Origin of the sequence: Marinobacter salinexigens, assembly GCF_008370345.1 — a bacterium.
GTDB lineage: Bacteria > Pseudomonadota > Gammaproteobacteria > Pseudomonadales > Oleiphilaceae > Marinobacter > Marinobacter salinexigens.
In genome coordinates, this window is the sequence record NZ_VTUU01000005.1 from 225,611 (window position 1) to 248,155 (window position 22,545).

Here is a 22,545-nt window from a genome sequence, read left to right on the forward strand (position 1 = left end):
ACACATCAGGTCAGGTGAGGGGTTATCTCTACTTCGACAACGTCTCGAATCGTGCCCCGGCCACCCGCGAACAGGTTTTCTATTCTGTCGTCGGAACCAATGGTCAGCCTTACGTTGATCACACTTGGTGAAGGTGTGGCCATCCAGCGACCCTGTTCGATGGTAAATTCCTGTCTTTGCATACCCAGTTGCTCACGCAGATAGCACGCCAACGGCCCTGCAGCCATTCCCGTCGCAGACTCCTCCAGGATGCCGTAGCGGGGTGCAAACATGCGGGCGCCTGCGTCTCTGCCGGCGCCAACGCCATCGAGGGAGAACACGTAGAACCCGATCAGATCCAGAGCTTCGCTGAGTTTCTCGATGAGGCTGAAATCCGGCTCAAGACTTTTAATCGTTTCGCTGTCGCGAATGCCCAGCACCACAAAGCTGTTCCCGGTATTAACCAGCATCGGCTCGGCACCCTCGATCAGATCCTCAGCAGTTATTCCAAGTGAGAGCAGGGCGGTCTGTAGATCATTGTCGTCCAGCGGCTCGAAGCGAGGACCTTTCTGTTCCATATAGGCGGCTTCGCCCTCCATGTTGACTGTTCGCAGGCCATCTATGGTCTCTTTCGACGAACAATCATTCGCTAGCAGACCTTTTTGCCTCAGAAAGCTGAAGGTTGCGATGGTCGCGTGGCCGCAATGTGCGATTTGCTGGGTTGGTGTGAAGAATTCCAGCTTTATGTCTGCTGAGTCCGAAGGGGAGACAAAAGCCGTTTCCGAAAGCCCGACAGCAGCGGCGATCTTCTGTTTTTCCGCGGAGCTGAAGCGTTCGGCGTGCAGCACAACACCGGCAGGGTTGCCGCCTGAATCGCCGTCGACAAAGGCACTGATGATTGGGACTTCAATTTTCATGATGCGTTTTCCTTCAGTGGGTTTAGTCACTAAATGTTTTCAATGAACGGTGCGGATAACAAACGGGTAAAACTGGTATATGCTTAATTAAAAATTAACCGTAAGTAGAGTGGAGCCAATGCAGAGACTACCTCCGCTAAGGGCATTGCAGGCATTTCGGTATGCTGCCAGAGAGCTGAGCTTCAAATCGGCGGCAGAGGCTCTGAACATTTCTCAGGCGGCAGTGAGCACACATATCCGCGGTCTTGAGGAGTTTCTTGGTTTAAAGCTTTTTGTCCGGCTGACCCGGGAAGTGAAATTAACCCATGAGGGCCGGGCACTCTCGGGCTATGTGGAAACGGGCTTTCAGGAGCTTGAGCGTGGAATAGCCCTTTTCGCACCTGACTCAGATCCCGCACGCCTGACTGTGGCAACGGTGCCATCCTTTGCCAGTCGGTGGCTTGTGCCCAGAATTGATTCGTTTCAGCGAGCTCATCCTGAGATCCAGCTGAGTCTTCAACCCAATCTGCAGCTCGTCGGTTTCCAGGGTGATGGCGTGGATCTCGCGATCCGTTTTGGCAGCGGTGATTACCCCGGGCTGGAGTCCAGGTTATTGCTCGAAGAAAAACTGCTGCCAGTGTGTCACAGCATGCTCATTGATAACGGCTCCGTGACGCCTGAGAGTCTGGTAAAGCTTCCATGGCTTATCGATGAATCAGGCGACCTCGAAAGCTCCTGGCGAGTGTTTCAGCAAGAACTCGGCATCGAAATACCTGACAGCTCCATAACGCTTCGAGTAACTGAGGGAACGACGCTGGTAGAGGCTGTGCTGGCCGGCAGGGGGATAGCATTGATGCGGTACAGCCTCGTGGCCGATCTTCTTAAAGCCGGTTTGCTTCAGAGCCCGATTGAAATTTCGGTCCCGGCGCAATACCAGTATTACCTGGTTGCGCCAGAAGCGAAATTTCGCACGGACAAAGTTCGCGCATTTGTATCGTGGATTACTGGCGAAGTCGGCTCTGAATCGCTCTAATTCATCTGGGCCAACTGAAATGGTAGCAACTTCCGCTCGTGATCAAGCGTAAGCACCTCAATATCCTGAAAGAGGCTCTCGTTGAGGTACTCATATGTCCAGAGATAATTAAACCCGTGTTGTTGCGCCTCATATCGATTCGACAACACAACAACTTTCTCAATCCCCACCATACGAATTGCCATGTAGCAGAGGGCGCAAGGCTCTCCTGAAGCAATCAGCGTTGTCCCGCGGAGAGAAAGCTCCTTTGTAGTCCTTGAAGCTTCTCTGATCGCCTGGATTTCAGCGTGTGCGGTGCAGTCGAGGTGCTTGGCGACTTGATTGATTCCTTGGCCAATCAGGTGTCCACTTCGATCGAGAATAATTGCCGAAAACGGTAAGCCATTGGCTTTGACACTGCCGATAGCCAAATCAATGGCGATATCGGCAGACTCCGTGAGGCGTTCTTTCGAAATGGACTCACACATCGGCACTCTCATGATTCGACGATTGAGCCAGGTTTGAAATGCTGAGTTCGACAGCAAGGTTTTCGGCTCGCTGCCTGGCATTGGCGACTGACCTCCGATGCCTCTCGTCCCCGAATTCCTGGTACTCAGCGGTGATTTCGTAGACTGTGTCTACCCCCAGATACTTACTCAGCGTACGCAGGTGCGGTGCCAGGTGACCGGAGTCCTCGCGTATTCCGCCCTTTTCAAAGCCGAACTCTCCGCTCGAAGTGACTATGATCAGCGTTTTACCTGAGAGCAGGGGCTGTAAGGGGAAGTCTCCTCGTGAGAGGTCAAAATCAAACGTTTTGTCGATGCGCACGATCTGATCGAACCAGGCCTTCAGGTGAGCGGGCATGCCATAGTTATACATTGGTGAGGAAATCAGGATGACGTCAGCTTTGGCCACCTCCGCAATTAGCGTATCGGAAAGCGAGAGTCTTTCTCTCTGCGCCGGGGTCCTTTTTTCCTCGGGGGTGAATACCGCGCCAATCCAATCCTGTGAAATAAAATCAGGTGGATTCATCCCAACGTCACGATAGATATAGTCATCTTCGGGCCGATTCTCTTGCCAGGTCTCAATAAATCGACGAGCGATGTTTTTCGATATGGAGTCGTGATCCGGGTTCGGGTTAGTTGCGGCTCTGACGCTGGAATCGATGTGTAATAGTGTGCTCATTCTGTATACCTCGGTTAGTGAATAACAGGGGATATTTTGTGGACCTCTGAAGCCCGGGACAAACGAAAAGAACGCACTTACAGATGAGTGAAATTCATCTAGAATAGCTGTGGCCTAGTGTTAACTTGGGAGACTACGCGTGCAGGTATCGTTACAGGCACTGAAAGCCTTTGAGTCGGCTGCTCGTCTGGGAAGCTTTAAGTTGGCTGCAGAGGAACTCTCGCTGACGCCAACCGCTATTTCGCACCACATCGGCAACCTCGAAAATCGGTTGAACGTGAGCTTATTTCGTCGGCAGGGGAGACGGATATCCCTCACGGGAACAGGTTCAAGATTGGCAAAAGCCACCTCGGAAGGTTTTCGGAGAATTGACAGTGCTCTGGAGGAGGTGATGAAGGCGGGTAGTGGGGTCAGGGTGACAACAACATCATCCTTGGCAGCCATGGTGCTAATCCCCTCCCAGCACGAATTTGAGCAGGCCAATCCGGATATTTCTATCGAAATTTCAACGGGGGAGTCTGTCGACAGTCAGCCCTACATTATTCCTATTCGGCTCGGCGATGTCTCAACAGTTCAGGCAGCTGATGTCGTCAAATACGAGACGTTCAATGTGTTTGGCGCCTATGGCAAGGCGCCTCCCGACTGGTCAAACGAGACCATTACCGTGTTTACAACCGAGTGGAAAAACAGATCGCTACCGGATTCCCCATTCGACGCCTGGTTGAAAAAAAATGGACTGGATGGAGCTGATATAAGACTCAAAAAGTTTGATCAAGAGATTTTCGGAATCCAGCAGGCAATGGCGGAAAACGGACTGGTGTTTTGCTCGACAACGCTGGCTGCAAGATTGTCAAAGACCAAACTTCTACACCAGTTTGAAACCCAGCCGGTAGAGTCAAACCTTTGCTATTACGTACCAAACAAGAACAGCTTTGAGACCCGCGGTGCAGTCAGGTTTCTGAAGTGGGTGGAAGATACTTTAAACCAGTAGTTCGTGAGTAAACTTCTTAATTCGGCGTCAAGATTCTTGAGGAGACCCTCCTGTAACATTCCGGCCGCCCTGATCGTCAAACCAATGACTATCGTTGATTAGGTTCGGGAGGGGCGCCATGACCGGTTTAACTCAGGTATCGCAGGGAAATTATATACCGACAGAGGGAATGAAGGAGCTTTTGCGGCGGTGGTTTTATCTGAAATTCGTTCAGAAATAGAGCACCGTTGAATTGATGGCCACAGCTTGCGATCTTCGCAATAAAAGCGCGTTGAGCATTGTGGCGCTGTTGGACGTTGACGAGCAGATGATCTCTCAAGTGGTGGGTAAGAAAAGGCTAGTTTTTGTTCAGAATTGCCACGCGTACCTGAAGGGCTCAGTCAATCCTGCGGGCTTGGATTGAGATTTTCCAGCATGGTAGCAATGAAATGGAGATCACGGTGGTTCCTTTTCGCCACCGTGATCTCTATTGTGTTACTCCGATAGCGGCCTGAACCGACGGAAAATCGATATAAGTCGCCAAAACCCGTTAGATGTAATTGGTCAGAACGTTCAGGGCTACGTTGCTAATGATTTCGACCAGCTCGGCGTCGCTGTTTCCGGCTGAACGAACCTTCTGAACGTCGTCACTTGATACGTTTCCTCCCCCCATGGAATGTCGAGAAAGGGTGGAGTAGAGGAGTGGATACTCTGACAGAAGGAGCGTTCAAGGTGGAAATAGGCACCTTTGACACTGTTCGATAACGTCAAAGGTGCTCGTCCAGGTATTTACTTCCACTTAAACCGAGAAAATGGCACGTCCACAGGCGTGTCGGCAAAGTGATTGACGTAGTTGCTCATTACCTTTTGGGAGAGTATTAAAATAATTTCAAGGGCTTGACGCTTGGTAAAGCCCGCTTCGAAGAACGACTGAAATTCAGCAGTGTCAACGTCACCCCGCTTGCGAACCACACTAAGAGTGAAGACTCTCAGGGTTTCCAGCTTTTGTGTAGGAAGCGGGGTTTTGTTCCTTAATGCATCCGAAATGGAATCTTCTACGCCCATACCCTTTGCAATAAATGTATGGGCTGGAACGCAGTAATGGCATTCATGTTCAACATTGATCGTCTGCCAGACGACGGTTTTTTCGTCAGTTGTGAAACTACTTTCCAGCACCAGATCGTGAAGCCTTTGGTAGGCTTCGAGCAGGCCAGGTGCCTCCGCCATAACCGCATGTAGGTTGGGAATCATCCCGAAAGCCTTCTTAGATTTTTCTAAAAGTGGTAGGGAGTCCTTTGGTGCCGAGTCAGTACCGTGGAGTTCAAATTTATGCATGGCTGTGTCTCCTAGTAGGGTGGAGACGTAACTTTATCCGCTGTGTTTCGGAGAACTGTGCAGTTTGTTCGTTTTTTTGTGCCAATTGTAAACTCACCCTTTGGATTCCCACATAAAGTGGTAAAAAATACCCTCCCCACTCTTTCTGCATATTCCGGCCCATCGTGACCGCCCATTCCGTTTGAACGTGACCGATTTCGGGTAGTTTTCCGGAATCGCCGGTCACGATGCCGGAATTGAGCCGCGCTGACCTGCAAATTCCTTTATCTGCACCCCTGCTCTCTGGCTGGCCCCCGATACAGTAGACACGCTGAAAGCGTTACATGGACTTACCCCGGTCCACTAGACGCTCCTGGCCTATGATTGGACTTAAGGCAAATCTTCAGGTGTTGGTAATGAGTACAACGCGCACGCCTTGCTACCGAATCTGAATGTTCGCTTTGCGACCGAAGCGAACATGACGAAGTACCTGCAAGAACGAGAAATCAGCGACTATGTTCCGGACAGCGAGTTCCGGCTCGATCCGCTTTTGTCACCGGTGATGGTGGAGGGCAAATAGCATATAAGGATATCGAACAAGCATTCAAAGAATCATTGCCAGTGCTTGAGGGGCAAAGCTTCAGTGGAAGAAAGCGAAAATTATTTGAAAGGTCTGGATTCGAGCCATTTCCTGGGGGAGGAAATGGTGCCGAGGAGAGGACTTGAACCTCCACGGGGTTGCCCCCACTAGCACCTGAAGCTAGCGTGTCTACCAATTTCACCACCTCGGCAGGTGATTTGCAGATTCGCTGTTAGGCCTTGAAAACCTAGCGTTTCTGCCAGTGGTGAGGTGTGTCCCTCAACCGATGGCGCATAATGTAATGATTCCCTTTGGGGGTGTCAAACACTTTTTCAAAAAAAGTTATCGGCAGGTATTTGTGCCTATATTTTCGCCGGTGTTAGGCACCGGCTCCATACCAACGTTATACTCCATCTCAAACGAATCAATCTGCGTCGCAATCGTGCCGCATGAGAACAAGGATCCGAATGGTTTCCAGGAAGAAAAATATCAAGGACCCGCACGCCAGTCGTGAGGCCCAGAAGTACGACAATCCAATCCAGAGCCGGGAATTCATTCTTGCGCATCTGAAGGAGCGGGGAGCTCCTGCCACTCATGAAACACTGTGCTCGGAGCTCGGGCAATCATCGGCCGATGGCATTGAGGCCCTCCGTCGACGTCTGATCGCCATGTGCCGCGACGGCCAGCTTATTTGTAACCGGCGTGGGGCCTACCTTCCTATAGAAGAAGCCGATCTGGTGACCGGGAAAATTCTGGGTCACAAGGACGGATTTGGTTTTCTGGTGCCGGATGATGGCGGCTCGGATCTGTTCCTGACGGCGCGGCAGATGCGTCAGGTGTTTCATGGCGACAGGGCGGCAGCGCGAGTTGACCGTGTTGATGACCGTGGTCGGCGGGAAGGTGTGATTGTCGAGGTGCTTGAGCATCGTACTCATCAGACGGTGGGGCGCCTCTTCAAGGAAAGTGGTATTGCTTTTGTTGTGCCGGAAAACGCCCGCATTAATCACGAAGTGCTGGTTCCCGATGAGCACATTGGCGAGGCCCGGCACGGTCAGTACGTTGTGGTTGATATCCTCAAGCAGCCGACCATTCGCACCCAGCCTACCGGTCGGGTTGTTGAGGTCCTTGGCGAGCATATGGCGCCGGGGATGGAGATTGATGTTGCGATTCGCTCCTACGATATCCCCCACAGCTGGCCGACCGCCGTGGGTGAGCAGGCTGCGGCCATTCCGGAAGAAGTGGAAGAGAAAGACAAGGCCAACCGGGTAGATATCCGGGACCTGCCTCTGGTGACGATTGATGGTGAAACCGCCCGGGATTTTGATGATGCTATCTACTGTGAAGCACGTCCCCGTGGAGGCTATCGTCTGGTGGTGGCCATCGCTGATGTTTCCCATTATGTGCGGCCGGGTTCGCCACTGGATGAAGAGGCGATCCAGCGGGGTAACTCCGTTTACTTCCCGGATCACGTGGTGCCGATGCTTCCGGAGAAACTCTCCAATGGCCTGTGTTCCCTGAATCCTGAGGTTGACCGGCTGTGTATGGTTGCCGATATGACCATCAGTGCGGCGGGCAATATCAGCGGTTACACCTTCTATCAGGCGGTCATGCGCAGTCATGCCCGGCTGACTTACACCAAAGTCAGCGACATGCTGGAGCGCCCGGATTCAGAGCCGGGTTATCGGCTGTCAGCGCAGTACGCGGATTTGTTGCCGCACCTGCATGACCTTTATGCACTGTATAAAGTGTTGCGGAAGGCCCGTACTGAGCGTGGTGCTATCGACTTTGAAACCACGGAAACCCGGATTGTCTTTGACGCCGAGCGCAAGATCGAAGAGATCGTGCCGGTACACCGTAACGATGCACACAAAATCGTCGAAGAGTGCATGTTGTGCGCAAACGTTGCAACGGCAAGGTTCCTCAAGAAGCACAAGGTTCCTGCGCTTTACCGTGTTCATGAAGGGCCTTCGGAAGAGCGCCTGAAGGCTGTGCGTCTGTTCCTCGGTGAGCTTGGCTTGCAGTTGGGTGGTGGTGATAAGCCTTCTTCAGCGGATTACCAAGCGCTGTTGGCGCAGGTGGCTGATCGCCCGGATGCCAATGTGATCCAGACGGTTATGCTGCGTTCCCTGAGTCAGGCGGTATACAGCCCTGAACAGACTGGGCATTTCGGTCTCGGGTTTGCCAGCTATACCCACTTTACGTCACCGATCCGGAGATATCCGGACCTGATTGTTCATCGGGCGATCAAGTCCCGGATTCATAATCCGGATGTGAATAAAGATGTGATCACACCCGATGTGGTTGATCCTGAGCTGGCGGAGTATCCATACGACCACGCTCGTATGGAGCAGCTCGGCGAGCATGCATCCATGACTGAGCGCCGGGCTGATGACGCGACCCGCGATGTTATGGCCTGGCTCAAGTGTGAGTTCCTGAAAGATCACGTTGGTGATGAATTTGATGGCGTGATTGCGGCTGTCGTGCCGTTTGGCTTCTTTGTGGAGTTGGCCGACGTCTATATAGAAGGCCTTGTGCACGTCTCGACTCTGAGTGGCGATTACTTCCACCACGATGCGGCCAAGCATCGCCTGATTGGTGAGCGCACGGCGGTGAGCTTCCGTCTGGGAGATGAGGTTCGGGTCCGGGTGGTTCGGGTGGATCTCGAAGATCGCAAAATAGACCTGGAGCTGATCAGCACGCCGAAGCGCCGTAAAGCTGATCTGGCATCGCTCGAAGTGTCCCGGGAAGATAAGCGTGCCCGGGGTGGAAAGCGTGGTGGCAGCGATAAATCGGCGCGCGGCAAGGCAGGTAAGGGCGGCAAGAAACCCGGGAAAAGCGGCAGCGCAAAGGCCGGTAAGAAGGCTGGTGGCGCTAAATCTGGAAAGCCCGGAAGTGCCAAAGCGCAGTTGGTTGCTGAGGCTGCGCGAGAAGCAGCTAAAAAGCAGAAGAAGGGTGGCAAGGCCGCCGAGGGTAAGAAACCGCGCAAGCGCCCGGTATCCGGTAAATAACAGGAAATAGTCTACGTGTCTGGTGAGTTTGTTTTTGGTTGGCACGCGGTTGAGGCTGTTCTCAAGCGCGAGCCTGAGCGTTTGCAGCAGGTCTGGATTCAGACCGGCAGGCAGGATAAGCGGGTTAACCGGTTTACCGAGGCTCTGGATGAGCTGGGTGTTCGCTGGAAGGTTGTTCATCGGCGGGAGCTGGACGAGCGGGTTTCGGGTGTTCATCAGGGCATCGTGGCCGCCGTTAGTGAAAGCCGGGAGTGGACCGAGGGTGATTTGCTGTCACAGCTGGCGGCCAGCGATAAGCCGCCGTTCCTGCTGGTACTTGACGGTGTAACTGATCCCCACAACCTGGGCGCCTGTATGAGGACCGCCGATGCGGTTGGCGTTCAGGCTGTGATTGTGCCGAAGGACAAATCCGCTTCGCTGACGCCGGTCGCTCGCAAGGTGGCCTGTGGTGCGGCGGAAACGGTGCCTTTCGTTCGGGTGACAAATCTGGCGCGTTTTCTTCGTACCCTGAAGGATGAGGGTGTCTGGTTGATCGGTACCGCTGGTGAAGCGGATGGCACGTTATACCAGGCTGATTTTAAAGGCCCGGTTGCCCTGGTGATGGGCGCCGAGGGGAAGGGGATGCGCCGCCTTACCCGTGAACATTGTGATCAATTGATCAATATTCCGATGCTCGGGCATGTGGACAGTCTTAACGTGTCTGTGGCCACCGGCGTTTGTCTTTACGAGGCTTTGCGCCAGCGACTTGGTTAATGCTTGCGCAGAAGCTGCTGTGCGCATAGAATATGCCACCCCTTTTTTATAGGGGTGGTTTTTTATTGCCTGGATAACAGGCGGAAAGCCTTGCTTTTGATCAAGCCTTTCTCGTAAAGCCTTAATGATAAAGCAAAAAAAGAAACTGGCAGCTTCGGCTGCTTACTCCTTGCTTTCACGTTTGGCGGGTGGGGTTTTTCCATTCGTTGAATAGAAAGCTGTTTAAACCGTAGGGAGAACTCATGCGTCACTACGAAATCGTATTCATGGTACACCCGGATCAGAGCGAGCAGGTGCCCGCGATGATCGAGCGTTATACCAGCGTCATCACTGAAGATGGCGGTCAGGTACATCGCCTGGAAGATTGGGGCCGTCGTCACCTGGCTTACCCGATCAACAAGATCCACAAGGCTCACTACGTGCTGATGAACGTTGAATGTTCACAGGCTGCGATGGACGAGCTGACTCACAACTTCCGGTTCAACGATGCCATCATCCGTGACCTGATCCTGCGTCGCGATGAGGCTGTTACCGATCTGTCTCCGATGAAAGCTGCTGAGTCCCGTGAGGACCGTCGTTCCGGCGGAGATGAGCGTCCGCGCCGTGCTGCAGAATCTGATTCTGCACCGAAGGCCGCTTCCCAGGACGAAGAAGAGTAATTAACCGGAGTTGAGGAGTTAGATATGGCTCGTTTTTTCAGACGTCGTAAGTTCTGTCGCTTCACGGCAGAAGGTGTTCGCGAGATCGATTACAAAGATCTGGACACCCTGAAAGGCTACATCACTGAAACCGGCAAGATCGTGCCTAGCCGCATCACCGGCACCAAAGCACGTTATCAGCGTCAGCTGGCTACCGCTATCAAGCGTGCCCGCTACCTGGCACTGCTGCCGTACTCGGACAGCCACGACAACTAAGTTACAGATAAACAGGATTTGGGACCATGCGTGCACTGGCTCAGTACGTAATGCGCGGTCCCCTGCAGGCCAGCGGGGTAGCCGCAGTAACAACTGCTTTACCTTTGCTGTTCTGGATTGGCGCAGCGGTTGTCGGCCTGGTTATTCTCAGGCTTGGCATCAGTCAGGGGTTGAATATTGGCCTCTGGGCATTGCTTCCGGCACTGGGCTGGAGTTGGTTCGGGCATGACCCCACCGCTCTGGCTGTGTTGCTCCAGGTGATGTTGATGGCGTCTTTACTCAGAACCACGCTGTCCTGGGAAAGAGCCCTTCTCGGAGGGAGCTTTCTGGCCATCGTCACAGGGCTGATGTTGCCTGTGGTGTATCCCGGTTTGCTGGATGATCTCGTCCAGGCCGGGGTCAGTTTCTACCATCAGTACAATGCTGAAGTGGCCCAGACGCTCGGGAGTGATCTTGAGCAGGTTATAAGGGACACAATGAATGCCAGCATGGCCGGGACGTATCTGGCTACTGGTATCGGCATGACAATGCTTGCCCGGGCGTGGCAGGCGGGGCTTTATAACCCCGGCGGATTCCGTAAGGAATTCCACGCTCTGAAGCTATCACCGGTTGTTGCGGTGGTTTGCGGGGTCACCATGGTGATTGGTCCGGTACTCGGGCTGAATTCCATGCTGTTGGCCTGGGCTGCGGGAACACCGTTGTTCCTGGCGAGTATTGCTCTTGTGCACGGCGTTGTCGGGAGGAGAAATCTGAGTGGCCAATGGCTGGTGCTGTTTTACATTGCGCTGGTATTGATGGGTCCAACCCTGATGATTCTGTTAGTGGTTCTGGCTTTTGTGGATAGCTGGCTGGATATCCGGAGGCGGATAAAGCCTGCCGGGCCGGCTGAATAAAGCACGAAGAGGTTAACGAGATGGAAGTTATTCTGCTCGAGAAAGTTGCAAACCTTGGTTCGCTGGGCGACAAGGTAAAGGTTAAGGCCGGTTACGGTCGTAATTTCCTGCTTCCTTATGGCAAGGCTGTTCCTGCTACTGAAGCAAACCTGAAGGCGTTCGAAGAGCGTCGCGCTGAACTGGAAAAAGCAGCAGCTGACAAGCTGTCTACTGCCCAGGCACGCGCTGAAAGTCTGGAAGGTGCTTCCTTCACCATCACTTCCAAAGCTGGTGATGAAGGTAAGCTGTTCGGTTCTATCGGTGTTCGTGACATCGCTGATGCGATCACTGCTGCTGGTACCGAAGTAGAGAAGAGCGAAGTTCGTCTGCCGGAAGGCCCGATCCGTGTGACCGGTGAATTCGACATCGAACTGCAGCTGCACTCTGATGTAGTTGTAACGGTCAAGCTGGCAGTTGTTGCAGAGTAATTCTTTGCGATAATCTGCCCGGCCGGGCTCCAATGCCTGGCCAGGCTTGATTGAAACGGGCCCGAACCGGAGACGGTTTCGGGCCCGTTGCTTTCTGGTATTCTAGTAATCCTCTCCCATTACCGGATTGATCCTCGTAAACTGTGTGATCCGTGGTGTCCAGCTGAAGATGTATTTATGGCCAATCCTAACCTGAAACCTGCCAGTACCGATCTTGAGACCAGTCGTATCAAGGTGCCTCCCCATTCTGTCGAAGCGGAGCAGGCGGTTCTGGGGGGGCTGATGCTTGATAATCGCCGCTTTGATGAAATCTCAGAGATGATTTCAGCGGCAGACTTCTATCGTCAGGATCACCGCCTTATTTTTGGTGCGGTTGAGCGTTTGGCCAGTGAAAGTGAGCCGCTGGATGTCGTTACCCTGGCCGAGTTCCTGGAGCGTGCCGGAGATATCGAGGATGCCGGTGGGTTGTCTTACCTGGCCGAGCTTGCCGAGAAAACGCCTGGCGCTGCCAACATCCGGGCCTACGCTGATATTGTTCGAGAGCGTTCCATTCTCCGCCAGTTGGTGGAAGTGTCTGGCACTATCACCGATTCCGCGTTCAATCCCCAGGGGCGGACCAGTAACGAAATACTGGATGAGGCCGAACGTAACGTATTCCAGATCGCCGAGTCTCGCGTCAAGGAAGGCTCCGGCCCGCAGGCGATCAACCCGATCCTTACCAAGACTCTGAGCCGGATTGAAGAGCTGTTTGAATCCGGCGAATCGAATACCGGTCTGACAACCGGCTTCCGGGATCTGGATGACATGACCTCCGGTATGCAGCCATCCGACCTGATCATTGTGGCAGGCCGCCCCTCGATGGGTAAGACCACCTTCGCCATGAACCTGGTGGAGAACTCGTTGATCAGCAGTGGGCAGCCGGTTCTGGTATTCAGTATGGAGATGCCCGCCGATTCACTGGCCATGCGTATGCTGTCGTCCCTGGGTCGGATTGATCAGACCAAGGTCCGGAGCGGCAAACTCGAAGAAGACGACTGGCCGAGGCTGACGTCTGCCGTGAGCCTGCTCAAAGACAAGCCGCTTTATATTGATGACACCCCGGGGCTGAGCCCGACAGAAATGCGCTCCCGGGCCCGGCGAATTGCCCGGGAAAATGACGGGAAAATCGGCATGATCATGGTGGATTACCTCCAGTTGATGCGGGTTCCGGGAAACACCGAGGGCCGTACCGCTGAGATCTCTGAAATTTCGCGGTCTCTGAAAGGGATAGCGAAAGAGCTCAGTTGCCCGGTGGTGGCTCTTTCCCAGTTGAACCGGAGTCTTGAGCAACGCCCCAACAAACGGCCGGTCAACTCAGACCTTCGTGAATCCGGTGCGATCGAGCAGGACGCGGACGTCATCATGTTCGTCTACCGGGATGAGGTCTACAACGAAGACTCGCCGGATAAGGGCGTAGCCGAAATCATTATCGGTAAACAGCGGAACGGTCCAATCGGTACCTGTCGCCTCGCCTTTATCGGTAAATACACCAAGTTCGAAGATCTCGCCCATGGAGATTATGGCGACTACGGCGGGGACTATTGATGCCCCGTAGTACCGTCGCTCGCATCGACCTGCGTGCCTTGCAGCACAATTACCGGATGGCTTGCGAATTAGCTGGCAGTGCCCGGGCTGTGGCTGTGGTCAAAGCTGACGGCTATGGCCATGGTATTCGTGAAATTGCCGGTGCACTGGCACCGGAAGCTCCGAAGTTCGCGGTAGCCTGTATTGAAGAGGCGCTGGCCATTCGGGGCGCGGGTATCCGTCAGCCTGTTAAATTGTTGCAGGGCGTTCATTCCAGTGAGGACCTGAAAGACTGCTATCGCCATGAATTCGAGCCAGTCCTGCATTCAGAGCAGCAGCTTGAATGGCTGGCGCGTTGCCCGGCGCCCCCTGCGTTCTGGCTGAAGGTCAATTCGGGCATGAACAGGTTAGGTTTCCTGCCCGCGGATCTCCACGATGTGGTTGATCGTTTGACCGCCATGGGTGCCCGTCCGCAGTTGCAGGGTTTTGTGACTCATTTTGCCTGCGCTGATGACCCCGAAAGCCCGATGACCGAGAGGCAGACAGCCTGCTTTGAAGAGGCAACGGCTGGCTGGCCCGAACTGCAGAAAAGTATCGGAAATTCTGCGGCTCACTTCCGTGCCGGCCAGAAACTCTTTGACTGGAGTCGGCCGGGAATCATGCTGTATGGCGGCTCGCCGTTACTGGGAAAGACCGGTCCTGAGCTGGGCCTGAGGCCGGTTATGACCCTTGAAGCTCCGCTTATCACCAGGCGTACCGTTCGTGCCGGGGAGTCTGTGGGGTACGGTGCAGGCTGGGTAGCCGAGCGTGATACCATCATGGGAATGGTGGCCATCGGGTATGGTGACGGCTACCCCCGGCACGCGGGGACCGGTACGCCAGCGGCAGTGAACGGCCAGCGTATCCGTCTGATCGGTCGGGTTTCCATGGACATGCTGGCGGTGGATCTGACATCAGCTCCTGATACCGCCGTCGGCGACCGGGTCGAACTCTGGGGCCAGACGGTCGGCGTTGACGAAGTTGCCCGGTGCGCTGGTACCATCTCCTATGAGTTGCTGACCGGTATAACGGCCCGGGTTGTCCGGGAATACCGCTAGGGATACCGGCCAGACGGGAGTTTGCGTCAGGCAGCCTCTGGTTCGTGGATGATCTCCTCGATAAAATCGAGAATGGATGCCAGGCTCCGGTCGTCCAGCTTCTTGAGTACTTTGTGAACAACCATTTTGCTGCCCTTGAGCATACTGCCGATACCCACCTTTGCCATGCCCATCATCATGCTACTGGCATTCAGGCGGCGAAGAGGTTCCAGGAAGAAAAAGTCGAGGCCTTCTTCGGTCATATCGACAATCAGATTGAACAGTTTATCAATCGCTTCTTTGTCGGCTTTGCCACGTTGGCGTAGTTCTCCTACGGTGTAAAGGGCGCGGGTGCGGAGCTCGTCGGGAATCGGCGCCACAATGTGGCTCTGTTGTTTCAGCATGTCGGTTCCTGTTGTTGTATGCTCTTGAAAAAAGTACGCCGGGTATGTGAACCAGCGGTTAACGTTGTACGTCATTTTTAGGTATGACGGGATTGAAACCATTGGCCTGAGCGATTCGGGCCGCCCGTCACATCAGTAATATTCTGGAGGCGATGAATCCTCGTGCATGTGCTTGTTGTCCATGATTACGGCCCTTTGGGAAAAATCCTGCTGGAGAAACTTCGGGAGACGCATTTGCAGGTCAGCCCGTTGTTGGTGAGCGACCCTGCCAGTGCTGATCTCAATGCCCTGGAGAACTGGATTCCGGAAGATACGGACCTGATTGTTAATGCCCTCTGGCTGTCTGACCCGGAAGTGGCTGAGAAAGACCCGGAGCGCACGCATAAGGCTGCGTTTTCCTTGCCGGTCGCGATCGCCGAATATGCCCGTGACCGTGATATGGCGCTGTTTCAGCTGTCCTCTTGCTACGTATTTGATGGCCGCAAGCAAAGTGGGTACATCACGTCCAATCCCGGTCAGCCCGTCAACGAGCTGGGTAACTGGCAGTGGGAGTGTGAACAGGCACTGCGAACCTTGCTGCCAAGGCATATTGTTTTGCGAACCGGGTGGGGGCTGGCCCGTTTTATCCGGAAGGTTCAGAGAAGTACCGCCACTCAGGAAGTCCTGTCGCTACCGGGGCGCTGTCGCGGGCAACCGGTGACCGTGCGTGACCTGGCTCGGGTGATGACTGCAGTCGTGCTTCAGTTGGACTGTGGGGCTGAGGTCTGGGGTACTTACCAGTATGCTGGTGCGGAAGAGATCAATCTCTATGAGCTGGGGCTGGCGATTGCCGGCTTGCCAGGCATTCCCGAGGATATTCGGGTGGTGGATGATGTGCCTGATTGGGGGCATCTGGAGCCGGTGAACACCACGATGGTCTGCACCAAGATCCGTAACACCTTCGGTATCAAGCAGCAGCCGTGGCGTTCAGGATTGGTGGATGAGCTCGGGATGCTCAAGCTGCCGGATGAAAAGGGTGTTGAGAAGGCGCCGGCCGAGTGAAAGGCCGGCTCAGATAATTGCGGGGTGGCCGTTACTGCTGGCAACCCTGCCTTGAAAAATCCCGTGTAACCATCTGCAGGGCTTCTACGTCCAGAAGCTCCACTTCACGGCCTCGGGCCTTGATAATGCCCTGATTCTGGAATCGGGTGAATACCCGGCTGACGGTTTCTACCGCCAGGCCCAGGAAGTTGGCAATGTCATTGCGGGGCATGGGCAGGCTGAAGTTTGTGCCGGACATGCGCCGACGCTGGAAACGGCTGGACAATGACAGCAGCAGAGCAGCAATCCGCTCTTCCGCTGTATTTTTGCTCAGCAGCATGGTCAGCTGGTGGCTGTTTTGGATTTCCTGGCTCATCAGGTGGTACATGTGATGTTGTAGCCCGGGAATCTTGCCGGTCAGATCCTCCAGTTTTTCTACTGGGAACTCACACACGCTGGTGCGCTCAAGGGCCTTGGCGGTGCAGGCGTAGTGCTCGCCGCTCATGCTATCCAGGCCAATCAATTCGCCTGGCATGAAAAAGCCCGTGACCTGTTCCTCACCACCTTCAGTGATGATCGATGTTTTCACAGAGCCACTTTTGACCGCAAAGCAGGAGCGGAACGGTGTGCTCTGATCAAAAATATGTTCCCCACGATTGAAAATCCGGCCCTGCTGGACGATGTCTTCCAGCCGCTCAAGATCATTATCTTCGACCGCCAGAGGCAGGCAGAGATTGCTGAGACTGCACTGCTGGCAAGATGCTTTGAGGGGAGATTTGACCTGGTGGAGTCGAATTGCTTGTGCCATAGCTGACGCGCCGACCAATTTGATTCATATCAAAGGCATACCTTAATACGCTTCTAAGGTTTTGCCAATAACAAAAAAGCTGGGGATAGGAAGTTATTTCAGAAATCCGGGCGGAGGGGAAACCCCCGCCCGATGGTGCGAGCTGAGTTTACTGAAGTTTCTCGAAAATCAGTGACGCGTTGGTACCGCCAAACCCGAAGCTGTTGGACATGACGGTAGAGAGTTCCGCGTTTTTCGCGTCCGGGCCAACGAGGGGAAGATCGCTGATTTTTTCATCCACTTCGCTGAGGTTAGCCGTACCTGCCATGAATCCATTTTGCAGCATGAGCAGGGAGTAGATAGCCTCATGGACACCTGCGGCACCGAGAGAATGGCCAGACAGTGACTTGGTGGAGGAAATGGCCGGGATATCGTCCCCGAAGGTTGCTCGCACTGCGCCCATTTCTGCCACATCACCAACCGGAGTACTGGTGCCGTGGGCATTGATGTACTCCACCTTGCCACGGATGGTGGCCATGGCCTGCTTCATGCAGCGCTGGGCACCTTCACCGGATGGAGCGACCATGTCGTAGCCATCCGATGTTGCGCCGTAGCCGGTCAGTTCAGCGATGATGTTGGCACCGCGTTTTTTCGCGTGCTCCAGTTCTTCCAGAACAACCATGCCGCCGCCGCCGGCAATCACGAAACCGTCGCGGCCACTGTCGAACGGACGGGAGGCTGTTGCCGGTGAATCGTTGTATTTGGTGGAGAGTGCGCCCATGGCATCGAACATCATGGTCAGGCTCCAGTCTTCCTCTTCACCGCCACCGGCGAAGACGATGTCCTGCTTTCCGGACTGGATCTGTTCCATGGCGTGCCCGATACAGTGCGCGCTGGTGGCACAGGCAGAGGACATGGAATAGTTCACACCACGGATCTTGTAGGCAGTGGCCAGGCATGCGGACACGGTGCTGGTCATGATCCGGGGCACCATGTAAGGCCCGATGCGCTTAACACCCTTTTCCCGCATGGTGTCGGTGGCTTCCACCTGGCTGGAGCAGGATGCGCCACCAGAGCCGGCAATCAGTCCGGTACGGTCATTGGAGATCAGATCTTCGGTCAGGCCGGCCTGTGCAATAGCCTGTTCCATGGACAGGTAGCTATACATGGCAGACGGCCCCATGAAGCGCCGGATTTTGCGGTCGATCACTGAGGTATCCACGTCGGGTGATCCGGAGATCTGGCTGCGGAACCCCATTTCCTTGTAGGTTTCGTTGTAGCGAATACCGGAACGACCGGTTTTCAGGCTTTCCAGAACCTCGTCCAGTGAGTTACCCAGACAGGACACGATACCCATACCCGTGACGACGACGCGTCTCATACACTCCTCCTGTGGCCGGCGCAGAACCGCCGCACCCTGTGACCAATGACATTGATCAACAGTGTATGCGCTTTCAAACCATTACGGTATTTGACCTTGGTAAGGGCCCGGAAGGGTGGTGGTGAAGCTCAGCGCCGGGCAGGTTTCCTGCGTTTTTCTTTGGTTTCTTCCTTGCGGGCAGCCTTCTCTGCTTCCAGTTTCTCCGCTTCGGCGGTTTCCCGTTCGACCATCTCCGGTGTTTCAAGGGAAATGCGGCCCAGGGTTCCACTCCGGAATTCGTTGAGCAGTACTTCGGATACTTTGTGAAGATCGGGAATGCCGCCACGGGAGAAGAAACGGCGCTTGGCTGCAATGGCGTCCATCAGCGCCAGACCATCCACCGGTATCTGTTCCAGGCCATAACGGGCTTTGACCAGTTCAGGATAGGCCTGAATCAGATAGTCTGCCTCGAACAGGGCGACATCTTCGAAGTCCAGGACCGCGCTGCGAATGGCCCCGGTGATGGCCAGGCGATAACCACAGGCTTCCGGAGACAGCTTGGGCCAGAGGAATCCCGGTGTGTCGTAGAGCAGAATGTTATCCGGCAGCTTGATCGCTTGCTGGGCGCGGGTGACCGCAGGCTCGTTCCCGGTTTTGGCAACAGGGCGTCCTGCAAGGGTATTGATGATGGTGGATTTGCCGACATTGGGGATACCCAGAATCATGACTCGCAGGGCGCTTTTCTGTCGGTCATGGTCGGGCGTCATTTCTTCCGCCAGTCTGAGGATGCCCATGGCTTCGTTGCGCTGATTGTGCGTAAGGGTGATGGTACGTACCCCCCGTTCCTGTTCCAGCCAGGATTGCCATTGCTCAGTCGTGGCCGGATCCGCGAGATCGCGCTTGTTGAGTACACGGATCAGTGGCGTGTCTCCCCTCAGGTTCGGCACCAGAGGGTTTTCGCTGCTGAAAGGAATCCTCGCATCCAGTACCTCAATAATGAGGTCCATCTGCGGCATGACCTTTTTGATCTCCTTTCGGGCCTTGTGCATGTGCCCGGGAAACCAGTTAATCGCCATCTCATGTACTCCGGATGTTTGTGAACGGCGCCATTATGAAGGGGAATGACTAAACTTTCACATTTGTTTGAGTCCGCTGGTGTGGCGGATCGGGGCCGGGATGAGTGCGACGTATGTACAAAATAAAGGGGTATCGGGGTGAAAAAAGGTAGCGGGATGCTTTAGGGTGTACGGACTGAACGCAAAAACCCATTCATTCTGGTGGTTTGTGGAAAAGGCCGCCTTGTTTACGGAGAACTTTATGAAGCTCGCAAAACTGTTCGGTACTGCCCTCGTTGCCCTGACATTGTCAGCTCCGGCTCTGGCACAGCAGGCCTCTGGTGGGCAGCCGGATCAGGTGGATCAACTGGCTCAGATGGTTGGCCTGTCAGATGATCAGCAAAAGGAAATTCGCGGCATCATCGAGGATATGCAGGGCCAGATCGGCGAACTGCGCGAGGAGGCTCGCGGGCTTCAACAGGCCATGCAGGCCGAGATCAAGCCGGACTATGATGAAGATGCCATCCGTGAAAAAGCGGAAGAGCTGGGTGATGTGACTGGCGAAATTGCGGCGTTGTCTTCACTGATGCAGGCCAAGGTGGACAGTGTGTTCACGGCTGAGCAGCGTGAAGAGCTGGACAAGCGGATGAAAGAGATGCAGCAGCAAATGCAGCAACAGCGGCAGATGATGCAACAGCAGATGCAGCAGCCTGCCAATTAAGCCGGTTTGCTGATCTGACGTGGGAAAGGGCCGCACCTTCCGGGAGCGGCCCTTTTTTGTGGCTCGGATTTCTTGGTTGTCAGCTGAAGGGTTTCATCAGAATAATCAGTCTGGGCAGTAAGGTAAGCGCTCCCACCAGGGCCATGAACATGGCAAAGCCCGTAAACAACCCGAAATAGATAGTCGGGATGAAGTTTGAGAGCACCAGGATCGAGAACCCGGAGATGATCGTCAGCGAGGTGTAGAACATGGCCTGTCCAATGCTCCGGTGACAGCGGTGCATGGTGGCGATGTAGTTGGCGTCTTTGCTGAATTCGACTTTGAAACGGTGGATATAGTGGATGGTATCGTCCACGGCGATGCCGACGGTGATCGCGGCAACGGTAATAGTCATCATATCCAGAGGAATCCCCAGCCACCCCATGAGCCCGAGAACCGAGCCTGCGGCCAGCAGGTTGGGGGCCATGCCTATCAGTGCCAGCTTCAGGGACCGGAACAGCAGCAGGAACATGATCATGATCGCCAGAAATACTACGCCGATGGTTTTGATCTGGGAGTCGAACAGGCTTTGCAGCATGTTGTTGTACATGACGGTCATGCCAGCGAACAGCACCTGATCTTTGTCATATCCCAGTTCTGTGGTCAGGTGCTTGTGTATACGGTCCAGCAGGGCCTGGCGGCGCAGGTCCGGTATGGTTTCCAGAATACGGATGGTGAAGCGCGCCTGGTCGTATTCTTCAGAGATGTACGGGGTGAGCAGAATGTCCCGCAGGTCATCCGGCACTGCAGCCGGGACGAAGGCCAGTTCCAGTGCATCCAGCGGCTCGCCCTGATTGATCCTTGCGAGAATGTCGAGGGTGGTGTTGATGGACAGCACCTTACCCGTTTCCGGCAGACTGTCCAGGTATTGGTGGACTTCCTCCAGCTTGCGCATTTTCTGGTAGGTGTACCAGGTGTCCCGATATTCTTCTTCCCCGTCACACTCATCAAGGAACGGATCGCAGCTGCTTGCAAACGGGTCGCTCTCGATACCGGCACTTTCGGGGGGCTTGTCGTCAGTGATCACAACGTCCAGAGGCGTGGTGCCGCCCAGCCGGTCGTCGATGGTGATCATGCCCTGATGGATTTCCGTGCTGGACTTGAAGTAGTCGATAAAGCTGTTTTCAACGGTCAGCTTATTGATGCCGACAGCACAGAGCGCAGCAATGACAACTGAGCCGCTCAGAACGACCTTGCCGTGCTGCTCGGTAAAGCGGGCGAAGCCGTCGGTGAATGGCACCTTGTCTGAGGCCACTTTCCGGTCCCGTGGGGGCGGCAGCAATGCCAGCAGTGCGGGAAAAATAACGAAGGTGATCAGGAATGCAACCGTCAGCCCCAGGGTCATCATCCAGCCGAAATCAATGACAGGACGGATACCGCTGAAGGTTAACGACCCAAAAGCGACGATGGTGGTGATGGCCATATAGAAGCAAGGCTTGATCATTGCCATCACGGTCTGCCTGAGGATGGTGCCTGGTTTGGCCTCCGGTTCATCATGCTGGAACTCCCGGTAACGGACGATCAGGTGGATGGTCAGCGAGAGCGTCATGATCAGCAGCAGGGATATGAAATTGGACGAGATGACGGTAACCGGCCACTTGGCCCAGCCCAGAAGGCCCACCATGAGCCAGACGGTAAATCCGCAGCACAGCAGTGGGACCAGCACCCACCGCCACTGGCGGAAAATAATCGCAAGGGTGATCAACAGGAACGCGAGCACGCCGAAGCCAAAGGTGGAGAGGTCGTTTTCGATGAAGCGGATCATATCCGCCACGATCATGGGTACACCGCCGAGATGGATCTCCGCGTTGTTCCTGTAGCGTTGCAGAATGTCCCTGACCTCGCGGATGGTGGCATCCCGTTCCTTGCCCAGGGTGGCGGTGTAACGAATGAATTCTTCTCTGGCCTGCTCGAGATCCGCAAGCTCGGCTTCCGTCGCCGAACCGCTGGTGGCTTTGTCCCGCAGTGTGTCCCGCTTCCTCAGGAGGTCAAAGTAACGCTCCGGGGTGGGGAGGTTCACCTGAATCGCGGTCGTTTTTGCGTCTTCGCTGATCAGCAGGTTGGGGTATAGAGGGTTGTCCAGCAGCGCGGCACGGGCAGTTTCAGGCGAGACATCGTTACCATCGAGGGTCTTGATCTCGCTGTCGACCGTATCCAGTGTCAGGTCCGGGCTGTGCAGTAAAGGGACGTTGAGAATGCTGTTGGTTGAACCCACTGCGTCCAGGGCCTGAAGCTCATCTCTCAGGCGTCTCAGTTGGCTGAGCCCGGCTTCGGTGAACAACTCATCCTCAGGCGTGTAGGTAACCACCAGAAAATCGTCGGATGTGGTGAACCGTCGATTGACCTGTCGGTATTCCTCCAGTGAACGGTCATTTTCAAGAACCAGGGATTCTGCTGAAGCGTCGAGTCGGAACTGTCCGAACTTGAGGGCTGACACGGCCAGCAAAAGGCCAAAAACAACCAGAACGATAAGCGGATGGGGAAGGATCAGGCGATCATAGAAGGCACTGAGGCGTCTCATTTAGTCACAACTCTGCTGAAAACGAGAG

The 22,545-nt window shown here is 54.7% G+C and carries 21 protein-coding genes and 1 tRNA gene; 12 read left to right on the top strand and 10 right to left on the bottom strand.

All coding sequences use genetic code 11. From position 1 onward, the window contains the following. Positions 1 to 5 precede the first annotated feature (5 nt). Positions 6 to 896: a PhzF family phenazine biosynthesis protein gene (locus FWJ25_RS12525; protein WP_149600595.1), complete on the bottom strand. Its 891-nt coding sequence runs from the start codon at positions 894 to 896 to the stop codon at positions 6 to 8. Positions 897 to 1,014: 118 nt separating this feature from the next. Here FWJ25_RS12525 and FWJ25_RS12530 point away from each other — a divergent pair, with 118 nt between their 5' ends. Continuing rightward, on the top strand, positions 1,015 to 1,908 hold the full coding sequence (locus FWJ25_RS12530) for a LysR substrate-binding domain-containing protein (RefSeq protein WP_149600596.1): 894 nt from the start codon (positions 1,015 to 1,017) through the stop codon (positions 1,906 to 1,908). Here FWJ25_RS12530 and FWJ25_RS12535 read toward each other — a convergent pair. Together FWJ25_RS12535 and FWJ25_RS12540 are read right to left on the bottom strand one after the other, a co-directional pair. Next, positions 1,905 to 2,375 (bottom strand): nucleoside deaminase, encoded by a 471-nt coding sequence (locus FWJ25_RS12535; RefSeq protein ID WP_149600597.1) that lies wholly within the window; start codon positions 2,373 to 2,375, stop codon positions 1,905 to 1,907. The two genes, FWJ25_RS12530 and FWJ25_RS12535, sit on opposite strands and share 4 nt — an antisense overlap. After that, positions 2,368 to 3,072: an FMN-dependent NADH-azoreductase gene (locus tag FWJ25_RS12540; protein ID WP_149600598.1), complete on the bottom strand. Its 705-nt coding sequence runs from the start codon at positions 3,070 to 3,072 to the stop codon at positions 2,368 to 2,370. The genes FWJ25_RS12535 and FWJ25_RS12540 overlap by 8 nt, the downstream gene beginning before the upstream one ends. A gap of 139 nt (positions 3,073 to 3,211) precedes the next feature. Between FWJ25_RS12540 and FWJ25_RS12545 the strand changes: the two genes are divergently transcribed. Next, a complete protein-coding gene (locus FWJ25_RS12545) occupies positions 3,212 to 4,063 on the top strand; it encodes a LysR family transcriptional regulator (protein ID WP_149600599.1) in 852 nt (283 codons plus the stop codon). A gap of 768 nt (positions 4,064 to 4,831) precedes the next feature. On the opposite strand, the gene FWJ25_RS12560 is transcribed toward FWJ25_RS12545, so the two are convergent. Next, a complete protein-coding gene (locus FWJ25_RS12560; RefSeq protein WP_149600600.1) occupies positions 4,832 to 5,377 on the bottom strand; it encodes a carboxymuconolactone decarboxylase family protein in 546 nt (181 codons plus the stop codon). Positions 5,378 to 6,060: 683 nt separating this feature from the next. Further along, positions 6,061 to 6,147 (bottom strand) — tRNA-Leu (locus FWJ25_RS12565). A 256-nt stretch (positions 6,148 to 6,403) separates the two neighbouring features. On the opposite strand from FWJ25_RS12565, the gene rnr reads away from it, so the two are divergent. The 8 genes from rnr (at position 6,404) to alr (ending at position 14,631) form a co-directional block, all read left to right on the top strand. Further along, positions 6,404 to 8,944 carry a ribonuclease R gene (gene rnr / locus FWJ25_RS12570; RefSeq protein WP_149600601.1) on the top strand — a complete coding sequence of 847 codons (2,541 nt, stop codon included), beginning with the start codon at positions 6,404 to 6,406 and terminating at the stop codon, positions 8,942 to 8,944. A gap of 15 nt (positions 8,945 to 8,959) precedes the next feature. Continuing rightward, positions 8,960 to 9,697, top strand: coding sequence for a 23S rRNA (guanosine(2251)-2'-O)-methyltransferase RlmB (gene rlmB, locus FWJ25_RS12575; protein WP_149600602.1), 738 nt, complete (start codon positions 8,960 to 8,962; stop codon positions 9,695 to 9,697). Between the two features lie 242 nt (positions 9,698 to 9,939). Continuing rightward, positions 9,940 to 10,356, top strand: a complete 417-nt coding sequence (gene rpsF / locus FWJ25_RS12580; protein WP_149600603.1) for a 30S ribosomal protein S6 — start codon at positions 9,940 to 9,942, stop codon at positions 10,354 to 10,356. Between the two features lie 24 nt (positions 10,357 to 10,380). After that, entirely contained in the window at positions 10,381 to 10,611 is a 231-nt protein-coding gene (rpsR, locus tag FWJ25_RS12585; RefSeq protein WP_036131835.1) for a 30S ribosomal protein S18, read from the top strand. A 26-nt stretch (positions 10,612 to 10,637) separates the two neighbouring features. Continuing rightward, positions 10,638 to 11,504, top strand: coding sequence for a YybS family protein (locus FWJ25_RS12590; RefSeq protein ID WP_149600604.1), 867 nt, complete (start codon positions 10,638 to 10,640; stop codon positions 11,502 to 11,504). Between the two features lie 20 nt (positions 11,505 to 11,524). Next, complete coding sequence (gene rplI, locus FWJ25_RS12595; RefSeq protein WP_149600605.1) at positions 11,525 to 11,971, top strand: 50S ribosomal protein L9; 447 nt, start codon at positions 11,525 to 11,527, stop codon at positions 11,969 to 11,971. 177 nt (positions 11,972 to 12,148) lie between these two features. After that, complete coding sequence (gene dnaB, locus FWJ25_RS12600; protein ID WP_149600606.1) at positions 12,149 to 13,555, top strand: replicative DNA helicase; 1,407 nt, start codon at positions 12,149 to 12,151, stop codon at positions 13,553 to 13,555. After that, on the top strand, positions 13,555 to 14,631 hold the full coding sequence (gene alr / locus FWJ25_RS12605) for an alanine racemase (RefSeq protein ID WP_149600607.1): 1,077 nt from the start codon (positions 13,555 to 13,557) through the stop codon (positions 14,629 to 14,631). The genes dnaB and alr overlap by 1 nt, the downstream gene beginning before the upstream one ends. 26 nt (positions 14,632 to 14,657) lie before the next feature. Here the strand turns inward: alr and FWJ25_RS12610 are convergent, their stop codons facing one another. After that, a complete protein-coding gene (locus tag FWJ25_RS12610; RefSeq protein ID WP_149600608.1) occupies positions 14,658 to 15,014 on the bottom strand; it encodes a hypothetical protein in 357 nt (118 codons plus the stop codon). 162 nt (positions 15,015 to 15,176) lie between these two features. On the opposite strand from FWJ25_RS12610, the gene FWJ25_RS12615 reads away from it, so the two are divergent. Further along, entirely contained in the window at positions 15,177 to 16,055 is an 879-nt protein-coding gene (locus FWJ25_RS12615; protein WP_149600609.1) for a sugar nucleotide-binding protein, read from the top strand. 31 nt (positions 16,056 to 16,086) lie between these two features. Here FWJ25_RS12615 and fnr read toward each other — a convergent pair whose 3' ends face one another. From fnr to ylqF, 3 genes are all read right to left on the bottom strand, one after another. Further along, positions 16,087 to 16,842 carry a fumarate/nitrate reduction transcriptional regulator Fnr gene (gene fnr / locus FWJ25_RS12620; RefSeq protein WP_149600610.1) on the bottom strand — a complete coding sequence of 252 codons (756 nt, stop codon included), beginning with the start codon at positions 16,840 to 16,842 and terminating at the stop codon, positions 16,087 to 16,089. A 148-nt stretch (positions 16,843 to 16,990) separates the two neighbouring features. Further along, complete coding sequence (gene fabB, locus FWJ25_RS12625) at positions 16,991 to 18,202, bottom strand: beta-ketoacyl-ACP synthase I (protein WP_149600611.1); 1,212 nt, start codon at positions 18,200 to 18,202, stop codon at positions 16,991 to 16,993. A 128-nt stretch (positions 18,203 to 18,330) separates the two neighbouring features. Next, positions 18,331 to 19,257 carry a ribosome biogenesis GTPase YlqF gene (gene ylqF / locus FWJ25_RS12630; protein ID WP_149600612.1) on the bottom strand — a complete coding sequence of 309 codons (927 nt, stop codon included), beginning with the start codon at positions 19,255 to 19,257 and terminating at the stop codon, positions 18,331 to 18,333. A 241-nt stretch (positions 19,258 to 19,498) separates the two neighbouring features. Here ylqF and FWJ25_RS12635 point away from each other — a divergent pair, with 241 nt between their 5' ends. Further along, complete coding sequence (locus FWJ25_RS12635) at positions 19,499 to 19,957, top strand: Spy/CpxP family protein refolding chaperone (protein ID WP_149600613.1); 459 nt, start codon at positions 19,499 to 19,501, stop codon at positions 19,955 to 19,957. 79 nt (positions 19,958 to 20,036) lie between these two features. Here the strand turns inward: FWJ25_RS12635 and FWJ25_RS12640 are convergent, their stop codons facing one another. Then, positions 20,037 to 22,517, bottom strand: coding sequence for an efflux RND transporter permease subunit (locus FWJ25_RS12640; RefSeq protein ID WP_149600614.1), 2,481 nt, complete (start codon positions 22,515 to 22,517; stop codon positions 20,037 to 20,039). Between the last annotated feature and the right edge of the window lie 28 nt (positions 22,518 to 22,545).